Origin of the sequence: Thioclava sp. 'Guangxiensis' (assembly GCF_045348365.1) — a bacterium.
Taxonomy (GTDB): Bacteria; Pseudomonadota; Alphaproteobacteria; order Rhodobacterales; family Rhodobacteraceae; genus Thioclava; species Thioclava kandeliae.
Genome location: NZ_CP155822.1, coordinates 1787235 through 1800083 on the forward strand (window position 1 = coordinate 1787235; position 12849 = coordinate 1800083).

Genomic DNA, 12849 nt, shown 5'->3' on the forward strand with positions numbered 1-12849 from the left:
ATCATGCTTCATTTTTTTGATTAATATGATCAATCTAACTTCACGTCGTGGAAATTTTGCCTTTTAACGCTGAGCAGATCTCATATAACCGAGTGAAATATTAAGTAGCGGCAACACGCGTGATACGCCCGTGATGATACGGAACGATAAGGCTTTAAGTAAATGAAATCAATAAGTTCGTCGTTGAGTAAGATTCTTGGAAATAAAGCGTCCCGTGATCAAGGCTTGTCAGAAGTTGATTTGCCTGGTTTCGATGCGGCCCAATATTTTCGTTATAATCCTGACGTTGCGGCGGCTTTTGACGATACGCCAGATTCATACTCCGCGGCTTTGCAGCATTACATCGCTCATGGTGCAGCGGAATGCCGCCGTGTTTTTTCTGAAGGCACTGGGCTCGATCATGATCAAAGCCGATTGCTTGGTAAAGAACTTCACTCGGGGTCGGGTAGAGAGGGAGATGCTGTTTACGCGTTCTCGGCATTGGCCAAGTCTCAGAACCAAGACTTGGCTGAGCTTCTGAAGTCTCACCCCAGGGAGGGGTGGCTACGTGCTGGTTTCAATTTTCCAAGTTATGCGATTGAGCATCGAGAGCTATTGAAGTTTACATTCGATCAGAATGCGATCGCGCTCCATTTTCTCGAGTTTGGCTTGGAAGAGGGGGCAACAGGCTATCCTGAAGTATGGAACGCCAAGATGGTTCGCGAGATCTATGGGGAAGATATTCCGGAGGATCTGAATGGGCCCGAGGCTCTCAGAGAACTGCGGCGCCGAAAGGGTCCGGGACACTACGCAATGAACGAGAGCGAACTTTTCGTTCAGAATGGCTTTGCGCCTACGTTGGCGAATTTATTTGAAGAAGACTACAGTTATAGCCGTAGTAAGAAGATGGGGACCGCGAGGAAACATCCGTCTCGTGCGAAAATTATCCAAGCTTTTTGTAAGGGTGACTGGAAAGATCTGCAGCCTATCAATCCAGATCTAGAATTCGATACGAAATTTTACGAGGAATCCTACAACCCTCTGAGTAAAATCCCACAAGGCATGACCAAAAGCCAAGCTTTGTATCGGCATTGGCTTGGAATGGGTATTATGTGGGATGATGCGCCCAACCTTGCCCGCCTTGGTAAGCTGATATTTGGAACGTTTATCCCTTCCACCATTCTGTCCCAGCTTGATCGCTTCGTCATGGGTAGCGAAGGGATCGATATGTCATCTACGCCGCGCAAGGTTCTTGAGCACTTGCGTGATAAGCCCAAACCAGGCGTCGAGTGGTTGGACCTTTCAGATCGCCTTAGCCAGAGCTTCATCAGGAACCTAGGCGATAGGAAGGTGATCGCGGGTGATCCTATAACAGGGCGTTGGCTCTATGGCTTGGTGTTGGAGGCTAACCCCGATCACGTTAAGGCAAATATGGCGATCGCCGATCTGCTTCAGCGCACTGACCGAGGGCCGTCTGCACGATCGCATCGTCGGAAGGTCCCAATCTCACGTGAGAATGGGTGGAACTCGCTTAATTTTATCGAGCTTTTGATTGAGCAGGGCAAGTTTGCAGAAGCCGCCGAGGTGTTGCAGAAGAGTGCCTCACAAGTGGCACATGACGTAGTCATGCGTGAACGCCATAAAGCTCTTGCAACAGACGGGTTCTGGAAAATTTGGGATACGATTGCTGATCGAGCCGAAGTGTTCGGTCTGGAGGCTGCGCAGTCTGACCTCAAAAAGATGGTGCGCAGCTATTATTCCGAACCTGAGCATAACGTTGCTTTACGTTCTACACCGATCAAGAGCGTCGCCTTGGTCGGCAATGAAGATCTCTACCAGTGCAAGCTGTATCGGGTAGATCAAAAAGCAGAGCAGCTGCGTCAGGCCGGATTTGACGTGCATGTTTTCTCGCCTTCGACGGATCTACACACCTTTATCGATGCATTGGATGATTTCCAAGCGGTGATTTTCTTCCGTGTCCCCGCTTTCCCGAGCATCGTGGATGCTATTGTGAAAGCAGGGCAAGCTGGTCTCGCCACCTTTTACGAAATCGACGACATCGTTTTCGATACGGACCATTTCCCGCCGAGCTTCGAAAGCTATGCTAACCAGATAACGCGTCGTGAATACAATGCGATGGCCTGCGGCGTGCCCTTATTTGAGCGTGCGATGGAGCTTTGCGAATATGGGATCGCTTCTACAGCGACACTTCGCGAGGTCATGGAGCAGAAGGTGCGTAGTGGAAAGGTGTTCGAACATCAGAACGCACTTGGCCGTTTGCACATGCTCGCTATTGAGGATCATGAGATCGCCTCTACGCCCGATGAAGGCCCTGTTGTCCTGTTTTATGGTTCGGGCACGAAAGCGCATAAAGAAGACTTCCATGATATTTTAGAGCCGGCGCTTGCGGAGATGGCCCGTAAACATGGTCGCAAAATCGAGATCCACTTGATCGGCTACTTCGATCAATTCAAACATTTGGATCTCAAGAAGCATAATGTGAAGATGCTGAAGCCTGTCTGGGACTTCGAAGAATACTGCACACTCGTAGCCAAGGCAGACATTAACCTTTCAATCTTGTCCTCTTCGCTGCTCACTGACGCGAAGAGCGAGATTAAATGGATGGAAGCCGCGATGTTCGGTACTCCGTCTGTCGTGAGTGCTACACGCACCCATCGCGAGAAAATTGTTGATGGTGAGACCGGTTTCTTGTGTGAGACAAAGGAGGATTTCTCTCGAGCACTAGATCGTCTCATCCGGGACAAAGTTTACCGCAAACAGATCGGATCGGCAGCCCGTGATGTCGTGATGCGGGAATACTCGCTCAATGCGATGGGCGAAAACCTTCGGTCGATCTTTGAGGCTGTGAGGCCTTCAAATGTGAAGAAGAAGCGCATCGCGCTGGTGAATGTTTTCTATCCGCCACAGGCGATCGGTGGGGCTACGCGTGTCATGCACGACAACGTTTGCCTTCTACGCGAGCAATATGGCGACGAATTCGAAATTGATGTCATTTGCACCTATGAAGGTGGTCGGAATGCCTATCAAATTGATCGGTATGCTCGCGACGGAGTGCGGGTATGGGCGATTGCGACACCGGATATCCCGGATGTCGATCATCACATTACCGATGAAGGTATGGGTGCAGCGTTCGACAGTATTTTGGAACGTGTCCAGCCCGACCTCGTGCATTTCCATTGTATTCAGCGACTGAGCACCTCGATTATCCACCAAACTCGTTTGCGCCAAATTCCCTATGTCATCACGATGCATGATGCATGGTGGATTTCGAAAAATCAGTTCGTTTTGGATCCAGCAGGTGATGCGAGTTATTACGACTATCGTTTGGATGTCGCGGATTTGCCGGAACGTGCGCAGGGGCTGCGTCGCTCCTTGCTCGGTGCTACCGCAATTCTACCAGTGTCGGAAGCTTTTGGTCAGATTGTCGCGAAAGCCGGTCTGGATAAGCTCATCGTCGTAGAAAATGGCGTTTCTAACCTACCCGAGGTTAATAAATTACCGTCGCCAAGCGGACGGGTCCGCTTGGCGCACATTGGAGGTGTAAGTCGGCACAAAGGCTATCACCATGTCCGCAATACTCTACTTACGACCGAGTTCAAAAATCTTGAACTATTGGTCATCGATCATGCGCTTTCTGCTGATATGGAGGTGCACGAGGTTTGGGGCAATACGCCCGTCACGCGGCGCGGCAAGTTCTCGCAAGACGAAGTTGAGAAACTTTATGCTCAGATCGATGTGTTGCTGGCACCCTCGACTTGGCCTGAAAGCTACGGACTGGTTACGCGCGAGGCCGCAGCTGCCGGTGCTTGGGTTGTAGCATCCGATCAGGGAGGCATTGGTTCGGATGTGATAGAAGGTCAGAATGGTTTCGTTGTCGATGTGGCAACAAATGATGGTGTCCGAAATGCGCTTCAAACGATTGATGCTGACCCTGAGCGCTATCGCCATAGGCCGCAGGTTGAGCCAGTTTTGAGACACGTTGAGCAGCAGGTCGCTGAGTTGGCAAACTTATATCGAATTTGGCTCACATAAAAGAAAGGGGCGGTAAGGGCGCCCCTTTCATCTTCTACCATTCTAGTTGAGCCTCTCACGGCTCGAACCAATCGAAATGCTGATAAGCAGATATCCGGTAGGTTACTGTTGTGTAACTGGAGCTAAAGAATTGAGAGAAATAGAAAACTTAAGACAAATTGCACTTGAGTATCGAAAGAGCGGTAAACTTTCAGATGCTTTCAAGGCGTTTGAGAAGTTGCGTACGAACTTTCCGCTAGACCAAAGAGTTTACATTGACTTAGCTATTATTCACCGAATGCGAAAAGAATTCCGAGAAGCCAAGGCTATTCTCGAATTGTTTTTAGATTCAGGATTTGCCGATTCAAATTGGAGATCACGTGCATTAAGTACTCTGGCCGAGCTGCAATATCAGCTCATTTTAGAGCAACTTATGCAGCCATTGCAGAAAAAAGAATTAAACGAGCTTAGGTCTCAGTGGACAGGGCTTGCGCGCTCGGGAGGAGCTGAGCATGTTCGCGATCTTCATAATCTTACGGCTTTTCGGCTTTCAGAAGCACTTGGAACGGCTGATATTCAAAGTTATACTTTGTTGGAGTTTTTAAAAGCTCAATCTAGGCCAATAACTGAATATAATCAGACAATTGGGGCGCTGGTTAAGTATTTTTGGGACACACAAGCAGATATAAATGCTGATGAACTAATTGAGCTACTAGATAACGAATCTCATCTTCGCGCACGACTTTTAATGGAGAGAGATGCGAAGAATGAGAAATTGGATCCAGATAAAGAATACCATCCTAGTCCAACTAAATTTCTCATCGCAGTCAAGAATACACTGATTCTTAATAAGGCGATGTCGAATCTCGATCATGAAAGTTCGAACAATAAGCTTATAGAATTGCAAAAATTTCATAATGATTCAGAGCCGAAGATGCTTAGAGTTAAGAGGGCTTATTTAGAAGAAATGGCATCTCTGCCAAATCGACGTGATATCATCACCTCGCTCGAGCCTCTGGGGCAGGATCGGCATGAAATTTTCCTTAACAGGTTGCGAGACACACCCTCCTATAAGCACAAAGTTATGGTTGCGAGCTATTACTTGTCGCTCGAGCAAAAAAACTCCGCTCGTACTGCTGTGGCTTTTGCTCCACCTGTTGATATACCGAGATTGTGCCTACAGTTTTGGGATACTGCTAGGGTGCCAGACGATGTCGCTCGTTGTATGGACTCTATTAAGTATGGATTGCCGTCGTTTGAGCATCGCTTGTTCGATCAAAACACGGCTTCGGACTATATCGAGAAAGCATATGGTCAAGAGTGGAAAGCGAAGTTTTGGGCGGCGAGCCATCCCGCAATAAAGTCTGATATATTTAGAGTCTTGTATCTATATGAGTGCGGCGGACTTTGGATTGACGCGGACGAGCAGTATTACCCCAAATCAAGCGCTGCAGTTGATGACTTGATGTTGACAAATACACTTCGTTATCAACGAGTTTGCGGCTTTGAAGTCTTAAATGGTTTTATCGCTGTGGAGAAAAATAACCGGTTTTTGCGTAGATTGGTCGAACACATGTCAGCGTTTGATTCATGGACCCCTCGTGATGTATGGTGGATCACTGGTCCTGGAAGCTTTACTTATCAGTTGGCACTAATGTACGCAGAAGACCATCTATCAAACAAAGTGTTCGATTGGTCGCTAGTCGAGAACACAATGTATAGTCAAATATTCCGTGGCCCCACGCTTGAGTATAAAGACACGAACCTTTCATGGCAAAATTTGATTTAGGGCTTCGGTGGTTTTAAGCCGAAAGGCTGTTCTTAATGTTCAGGGCCTCTAGATACCCGTCGCAAGTTGACATTAGTGTCCCACCGAGAGCGCTTCAAAAGCGATAGTATTAAAATACAATGGTGCTGCAAAACCTATGATCGAACAAACCTCCCTCCCCGATGTGCTCCTTATCACGCCGCCGCGTTTCGGCGATCATCGCGGGTTCTTCTCCGAAAGCTGGAACCGCAAACGGCTCGAGGCCGAAGGGGTGCATCTGCCCGAGTTTGTGCAGGACAACCACTCGCTCTCGCGCGAGAAGGGCACGGTGCGGGGCCTGCATTTCCAGTCGCCCCCCCATGCGCAGGGCAAACTCGTGCGCTGTGGTCGCGGGTCGATCTTCGATGTGGCGGTCGATGTGCGCAAGGGCTCGCCCACCTATGGCCAATGGGTGGGCTATGAGCTGAGTTTCGAGAATGGCAGACAGCTCTGGATCCCGGGCGGCTTTTTGCACGGGTTCATGACGCTCACCGATGATGCCGAGATCTGCTATAAATGCACCGATCATTACGCGCCCGAATGCGACGGCGCGGTCAAATGGGACAGCTGCGGCATCGACTGGCCGATTGCCGGTCTCACCCCGATCATCTCCGAGAAAGACGAGAAGGCGCAGAGCCTTTCGGATTTCACCACCCCCTTCACCTATGAGGCCTGATCCCATGAAACTCCTTGTCACCGGCGGGGCCGGATTTATCGGATCGGCTGTGGTGCGTCTGGCGATCGCGCGCGGCCACGCGGTCGTCAATCTCGATGCGCTGACCTATGCGGCCTGCCTCGAGAATGTGGCGGGGGCGGCCGCCTCGCCCGACTATGCCTTCGTCCATGCCGATATCCGCGACCGCGCCGCCCTCGATGCGGCCTTTGCCAAACACAAGCCCGATGCGGTGATGCATCTGGCCGCCGAATCCCATGTCGACCGCTCCATCGACGGGCCGGGCGATTTCATCGAGACCAATATCACCGGCACCTATAATATGCTGGAGGCCGCGCGCGCCTATTGGGTGGGGCAGGGCAAGCCCGAGACGTTCCGCTTCCACCATATTTCCACGGATGAGGTTTTTGGCTCGCTGCCCGCAGACCCATCGGTCAAATTCACCGAAGAGACGCCCTATGATCCGCGCTCGCCCTATTCGGCCTCCAAAGCGTCATCCGATCATCTGGTGCGCGCCTGGCACGAGACCTATGGCCTGCCGGTCGTGCTGACCAATTGCTCCAACAATTACGGCCCCTACCATTTCCCCGAGAAGCTGATCCCCGTGGTGATCCTCAACGCGCTGGCCGGCAAGCCGCTGCCGATCTATGGCGCGGGCGACAATATCCGCGACTGGCTCTATGTCGAGGATCATGCCGATGCGCTTTTGCTGGTGGTGGAGAAGGGCGAGCTGGGCCGCAGCTACAATATCGGGGGCGAGAACGAGCGCACCAATCTCGAGCTGGTCAGAACCCTCTGTGCCATCCTCGATCGGAAGCGCCCGAAAGCCTCGGGATCTTACGCCGACCAGATCACCTTTGTCACCGACCGCCCCGGCCATGATGCGCGCTATGCGATCGACCCGACCCGTATCCGCACCGAGCTGGGCTGGCGTCCCTCGGTGACGGTCGAGGAAGGGCTCGAGCGCACCGTCGAGTGGTATCTGGCCAACGAGGCCTGGTGGCGCCCCTTGCAGGCGCGCGCCGGTGTGGGCGTGCGTCTGGGCACTGGCGATGCGAAAAAGGAAACCGCATGAGTATCCTTGTTTTCGGATCCACCGGTCAGGTCGCGACCAAACTGAAATCGCTGCTGCCTGATGCACAGTTCCTGTCTCGGCAGGAGGCCGATCTGTCCGATCCCGAGGCTTGTGCTGCGGCGATCGTTAGTCACAAGCCCTCGGCCGTGATCAATGCCGCGGCCTATACGGCGGTGGACAAGGCCGAGAGCGACGAGGATATGGCGGCGCTGATCAACGGCGCATCGCCCGCCGCGATGGCGCAAGCCTGTGCGGCGCAGGGGATCCCCTTTGTCCACATCTCGACCGATTATGTCTTTGACGGGCAGGGCGAGTCGCCTTTCGAGCCGTCGGATATGACAGCGCCTCTGGGCGCCTATGGCCGCACCAAGCTCAAGGGCGAACAAGGGATCGCGCTCGCCGGTGGTGCCTACGCCATCCTGCGCACCTCTTGGGTCTTCTCGGCGCATGGCAATAACTTCGTCAAAACAATGCTGCGCCTCTCGGAGACCCGCGACAAGCTGACCGTCGTGGCTGACCAGATCGGTGGTCCGACCTCCGCCCGCGCGATCGCTAAGGCCTGTGTGGCCATTGCTGATCAGCTGAAGGCCGATCCGGCGAAGGCGGGTATCTATCACTTCTCTGGTGCGCCAGACGCCAGCTGGGCCGATTTCGCCCGCGATATCTTCGCGCAGGCGGGCCGGTCCACTGCTGTAGAGGATATTCCCACCGCCGCTTTCCCGACGCCCGCCAAACGTCCGTCGAACAGTCGGATGGACTGCTCTTCTACCCTAGCCACCTTCGGGATCTCGCGTCCCGACTGGAAAGCCGACCTAGCAGACGTACTTAAAGAATTGGAGGTCACCGTATGACCAACCGCAAAGGTATCATCCTGGCTGGCGGCTCCGGCACTCGCCTTTATCCGCTGACGATGGCCGTGTCAAAGCAGCTTATGCCGGTCTATGACAAGCCGATGATCTACTATCCGCTTTCGGTGCTGATGCTGACCGGGATCCGCGAGATCGCGATCATCACGACGCCCGAAGACCAGGCGCAGTTCAAGCGCGTTCTCGGCGACGGCAGTCAGTGGGGCCTTGAGCTGACTTATATCACCCAGCCCTCTCCCGACGGCCTGGCGCAGGCCTATATTCTTGCTGAAGACTTCCTCGATGGCGCGCCTTCGGCGATGGTGCTGGGCGACAACATTTTCTTCGGGCACGGGTTGCCCGAGTTATTGAAGGCGGCTGATGCCCAAGGTGTCGGAGGTACGGTTTTCGGCTATCGCGTGGCGGATCCGGAGCGCTATGGCGTGGTCAAATTCGACAAGACCGGCCGTGTGGAAGAGATTATCGAGAAGCCGGAAGTGCCGCCGTCGAACTATGCGGTGACTGGCCTCTATTTCCTCGATGGTGATGCACCGGCGCGCGCCAAGCAGGTGAAGCCCTCGCCGCGGGGCGAGTTGGAGATCGTGACGCTTCTCGAAAGCTATCTGAAGGATGGCACGCTCACGGTGAAGCAGATGGGTCGCGGTTACGCATGGCTCGATACGGGCACTCACGCATCGCTCCTCGATGCGGGTAATTTCGTCCGCACACTCTCGACGCGTCAGGGCGTCCAGTCTGGTTGCCCGGAAGAGATTGCTTACGAGCAGGGTTGGATCGACGACGAGAAGATGAGCGAGCATGCCGAGACGTTCAAGAAAACGGCTTACGGCAAATATTTGGCTCAGCTTCTAGCCGAGAAGAAAGCTAAGCGGTAATCGCGCCCTTGAAAATGACGAGAGCCAGCGGCACCGATAGGCTGCTGGCTTGCGTATTTTATAATGGCCTATGATTTCATTGCGTTTTTCGAAAATTGTGGATTTGGGTTTTGACGTACCTGAACCGCCCCATTTGAGAGGTCCAGTTTAAAAGTTAGTGCATCGTGGGCCTTCGGTCTACTGGCACGATGCTTTTGGGTGCTGGTGGACGATATCCCAAAGAGCTATGCGGGTGCACCGTGTTGAAATGCTTACGCCAGCTTTCGATCAGGATCTGGGCCTCTCTTGAGCCGAATAAAACACCTCTCCATCGAGCAATTCGTCGCGAAGTCTGGCGTTAAAGCTTTCCACGTAGCCTTCGTCGGGCAAACAATCCTCCGGACTGTTTGCTGATCCTCCTCGGTCCCAAAGCGAAGGTAATCCCCCCGTTTTTGCGGGGGCTTGGTCGTAGAATTTCCGCGGCCATTCTCAGTTTCTATGCGGGGGTCATCCCGCCGTTGCCCATGTTCGGACGTTCGTTGTTGTAGGACCAGAGCCATTCGGTGGCAATGTTCTGGACCTCGTAGATGGTTTCGAAGATATGGAGGTCCAGCCATTCATGCCGGACCGTCCGGTTGTAGCGCTCGACATAAGCGTTCTGCTGCGGCTTTCCGGGCTGGATGTGCGCCAAGGCTGATCTGCCCCACTTTAGTGGTCCGGTTTAAAAGTTAGTGCATCGTGGGCCTTTGGTCTACTGGCACGATGCTTTCTGGTGCTGGTGGGCGATAGCCCAGCGAACTGTGCGGGCGCACCGTGTTATAATGCTTGCGCCAGCGTTCGATCAGGATCTGGGCCTCTCTCAGCGAATAAAACACCTCCCCATCAAGCAATTCGTCGCGAAGTCTGGCGTTGAAGCTCTCCACATACCCATTCTCCCAGGGTGACCCCGGCTCGATATAGGCTGTTTTGGCCCCCACCGTCTCGATCCAGTTGCGCAGCTTGGTCGCGATGAATTCGGGGCCATTATCTGACCTGATAAACTCCGGCGGACCGCGAAGGATGAACAGGTCTGTCAGCGCGTCGATGACGTCGACTGAGTTGAGCTTGCGTTTAACACGGATCACCAGCACCTCTCGGGTGAATTCGTCAACGATATTGAGCATGCGGTAAGCCCGCCCGTCCGCTGTCCGGTCCTGGACGAAATCGTATGACCAGACGTGGTTTGGCCGCTCGGCCCGCAGCCGCACGCAGGAGCCATTCGCCAGCCAGAGCCGCCCGTTTTTCTTCTGCTTTTGCGGGACTTTAAGCCCCTCGCGTCGCCAAATGCGCTCGACCCGCTTGTGGTTGACGCACCATCCCGCCTGAACCAGAAGGCCCGTGATCTGGCGATAGCCATAGCGTCCGTATTGCCGTGCCAGTTCGGTGATATCGGCCGTCAAAAGAGCTTCATCCTGACGACCAACTGGGATCTTGCGCTGGGTCGACCGGTGCTGTCCAAGCGCCCGACAGGCGCGGCGTTCGGAGATGCCGAGTTCCTGCCGGATGTGGTCGATGCACTGGCGGCGACGCGAAGGGCTTAGAAGTTTCCCCGCGCCGCTTCCGTCAGGATCAGCTTGTCGAGCGTCAGATCCGACACGGCCCGTCTGAGCCGCGTATTCTCTTTCTCGAGCTCCTTCAGCCGCTTGAGCTGATCGCGGTCCATCCCGCCAAACTCACGACGCCAACGGTAATAGGTCTGTTGGGTTACGCCAATCTGGCGCACCGCATCTGCCAGTTTCGCGCCTTGACCCTGCAACACCTCAACCTGACGCAGCTTCATGACAATGTCTTCCGCCTTTTCGCGTTTGCCTGCCATCTAAGTAGTCCTCCATCATACGGGATAAACTATCCCAAAAGGTGGACCACTTCAGTGGGGAAAGACCAGCATCCGGAGCACCGCAAGTATCCGTAATTACTACGAGATCTATCCATTACGCGGCCCGATCACGTCTGGTGTGCAGACATGACTTACATCCCGATGCAACGCGGGTTCCTCTATTTGGTGGCCATCATGGATTGGGCGACGCGGCGGGTTCTATCTTGGTGTGTGTCAAATACCATAGACGTGGAATTCTGCATCGAGGCTTTGGAAGAGGCCATGCAACTGCATGGAAAACCTGAGATATTCAACGCCGACCAAGGCAGCCAGTTCACGAGCCCACGCTTCACGAAGATCCTCTCGGACGCCACCGTGAAGATCTCGATGGACGGGCGAGGCCGGTGGATGGATAACGTGATGATCACACGGCTCTGGCGGTCGCTGAAATACGAATGCGTCTATCTCAACGCGTTTGAGACCGGCACGGCAGCCCGGCTCGGCATCGGAAAGTGGATGACCTTCTACAACACCAAGCGCCCCTATTCGGCTGAGGTGGCAAAACACCCTTCGCGGCCCATCAAGGCCTCGATCTGAAAGCGGCAGCATGATCAGCAGGCAAGCTTTGCGCCGCCCAAAAACTGTCCGGGAAATGGGGAGCACCTCACACTTCAGGGAGACAAGATCACACGATGATGCCACGAGCCCGCCATCGTGATGAAAGGTCCGAGAATTCCTGCCCAAACCGTCCAGTTTTCAGCTGGCTGAGCGGGAAAATGGTGAGCGCGTTATTGCGCCCGCGCGGATTTATCATATATTATAAATTGAATTTGTATTATGGAAGATGTCAACGTCAGGAGATGGCTGGGAAAATGTCGATTGACTGGTTCTGGGGACTTTTGGGTGGCCTCATGATCGGGGGGGCTGCGGTTCTCATGCTTCTCCTCAATGCCCGTATCATGGGGGCGAGCGGTATTCTGGCCGGACTTATGCAACCGGCTGGGGCGGTATTCCGTGAGCGCGCGGTATTTACGCTTGGGCTTGTTGGCGCACCTGCGCTGGTGGCCTTCCTGTGGCATGCACCCGAGGCCCATGTCACCCCGAACTGGCTCTTATTGATTATTGCGGGGCTTCTGGTCGGGTTTGGTGCGCGCCTCGGTAATGGCTGCACCTCCGGTCACGGGGTATGCGGGATGTCACGTTTTTCGCGGCGCTCTATCATCGCGACGATGGTTTATGTCGGCTTCGGCATGGTTGCCGTAGCAATTGCGCGCCATGTTCTGGGGGTGATCTGATGCGTATTCTAATCTCGCTTCTGTCTGGCGTGGTCTTCGGCCTTGGGCTGATGCTCTCGGGAATGACCGATACCCAGAAGGTCCAGGGATTTCTTGATATTTTCGGCGAGTGGGACCCGACGCTGATCTTCGTGCTCGGCGGGGCAGTGCTACCGATGGTGGTGGCGTGGCGTATTGCGGCCAAGCGCGAGCGCTCGCCGCTCGGAGAGCCCTATCCCGCGGCTCCCTCGCACCGGATCGATCGTAAGCTGATCCTGGGGGCGCTGATGTTCGGGGTGGGCTGGGGGTTGGGCGGGTTCTGCCCGGGTCCCGCTATTGCGTCACTCAGCTATGCCGGGCCGGGCGGGCTGGTCTTTGTGATTGCGATGTTCACCGGTATGGCGCTCGAGCGGCGTATCGCCTGATTTCCACTCTGA

At 54.1% G+C, this 12849-nt stretch carries 9 protein-coding genes and 3 pseudogenes; 9 read left to right on the forward strand and 3 right to left on the reverse strand.

Features of this window, described 5'->3' with window-relative positions; translation table 11 throughout:
* Positions 1-183 precede the first annotated feature (183 nt).
* The 6 genes from ABEB22_RS08885 (at position 184) to rfbA (ending at position 9304) form a co-directional block, all read left to right on the forward strand.
* Positions 184-4032 carry a glycosyltransferase gene (locus tag ABEB22_RS08885; RefSeq protein ID WP_406870110.1) on the forward strand — a complete coding sequence of 1283 codons (3849 nt, stop codon included), beginning with the start codon at positions 184-186 and terminating at the stop codon, positions 4030-4032.
* A gap of 76 nt (positions 4033-4108) precedes the next feature.
* A complete protein-coding gene (locus ABEB22_RS08890) occupies positions 4109-5800 on the forward strand; it encodes a capsular polysaccharide synthesis protein (RefSeq protein WP_406870111.1) in 1692 nt (563 codons plus the stop codon).
* A gap of 136 nt (positions 5801-5936) precedes the next feature.
* A complete protein-coding gene (gene rfbC, locus ABEB22_RS08895) occupies positions 5937-6494 on the forward strand; it encodes a dTDP-4-dehydrorhamnose 3,5-epimerase (RefSeq protein WP_406870112.1) in 558 nt (185 codons plus the stop codon).
* Between the two features lie 4 nt (positions 6495-6498).
* Positions 6499-7566: a dTDP-glucose 4,6-dehydratase gene (gene rfbB, locus ABEB22_RS08900; RefSeq protein ID WP_406870113.1), complete on the forward strand. Its 1068-nt coding sequence runs from the start codon at positions 6499-6501 to the stop codon at positions 7564-7566.
* Entirely contained in the window at positions 7563-8417 is an 855-nt protein-coding gene (rfbD, locus tag ABEB22_RS08905) for a dTDP-4-dehydrorhamnose reductase (protein WP_406870114.1), read from the forward strand. The genes rfbB and rfbD overlap by 4 nt, the downstream gene beginning before the upstream one ends.
* Positions 8414-9304 (forward strand): glucose-1-phosphate thymidylyltransferase RfbA, encoded by an 891-nt coding sequence (gene rfbA, locus ABEB22_RS08910; RefSeq protein ID WP_406870115.1) that lies wholly within the window; start codon positions 8414-8416, stop codon positions 9302-9304. The genes rfbD and rfbA overlap by 4 nt, the downstream gene beginning before the upstream one ends.
* Before the next feature lie 154 nt (positions 9305-9458).
* Here rfbA and ABEB22_RS08915 read toward each other — a convergent pair.
* The 3 genes and pseudogenes from ABEB22_RS08915 to ABEB22_RS08925 all read right to left on the reverse strand — a co-directional run.
* Positions 9459-9667, reverse strand: a pseudogene (locus ABEB22_RS08915) (transposase); the annotation flags it as partial.
* Positions 9668-9779: 112 nt separating this feature from the next.
* Positions 9780-9974: pseudogene (locus ABEB22_RS08920) on the reverse strand (transposase); the annotation flags it as partial.
* 37 nt (positions 9975-10011) lie between these two features.
* Positions 10012-11138 (reverse strand): IS3 family transposase gene (locus ABEB22_RS08925; protein WP_406870116.1). Its coding sequence is split into 2 segments (ribosomal slippage): positions 10012-10874 and positions 10874-11138, totalling 1128 coding nucleotides; the frame shifts between segments, so codons are not numbered across the junction.
* 69 nt (positions 11139-11207) lie between these two features.
* On the opposite strand from ABEB22_RS08925, the pseudogene ABEB22_RS08930 reads away from it, so the two are divergent.
* The 3 genes and pseudogenes from ABEB22_RS08930 to ABEB22_RS08940 form a co-directional block, all read left to right on the forward strand.
* A pseudogene (locus ABEB22_RS08930) lies at positions 11208-11749 on the forward strand (IS3 family transposase); the annotation flags it as partial.
* Positions 11750-12010: 261 nt separating this feature from the next.
* Positions 12011-12433: a YeeE/YedE family protein gene (locus ABEB22_RS08935; protein ID WP_406870117.1), complete on the forward strand. Its 423-nt coding sequence runs from the start codon at positions 12011-12013 to the stop codon at positions 12431-12433.
* Positions 12433-12837, forward strand: coding sequence for a DUF6691 family protein (locus ABEB22_RS08940; protein WP_350937100.1), 405 nt, complete (start codon positions 12433-12435; stop codon positions 12835-12837). Before ABEB22_RS08935 ends, ABEB22_RS08940 begins: the two co-directional genes overlap by 1 nt.
* Positions 12838-12849 lie beyond the last annotated feature (12 nt).

Bases quoted from the DNA above. Each gene is read 5' to 3' on its own strand.
- rfbA (WP_406870115.1), top strand. From the start codon at position 8,414: ATGACCAACCGCAAAGGTATCATCCTGGCTGGCGGCTCCGGCACTCGC.
- rfbD (WP_406870114.1), top strand. From the start codon at position 7,563: ATGAGTATCCTTGTTTTCGGATCCACCGGTCAGGTCGCGACCAAACTG.
- ABEB22_RS08890 (WP_406870111.1), top strand. From the start codon at position 4,109: ATGCTGATAAGCAGATATCCGGTAGGTTACTGTTGTGTAACTGGAGCT.
- ABEB22_RS08935 (WP_406870117.1), top strand. From the start codon at position 12,011: ATGTCGATTGACTGGTTCTGGGGACTTTTGGGTGGCCTCATGATCGGG.
- rfbB (WP_406870113.1), top strand. From the start codon at position 6,499: ATGAAACTCCTTGTCACCGGCGGGGCCGGATTTATCGGATCGGCTGTG.
- ABEB22_RS08940 (WP_350937100.1), top strand. From the start codon at position 12,433: ATGCGTATTCTAATCTCGCTTCTGTCTGGCGTGGTCTTCGGCCTTGGG.
- rfbC (WP_406870112.1), top strand. From the start codon at position 5,937: ATGATCGAACAAACCTCCCTCCCCGATGTGCTCCTTATCACGCCGCCG.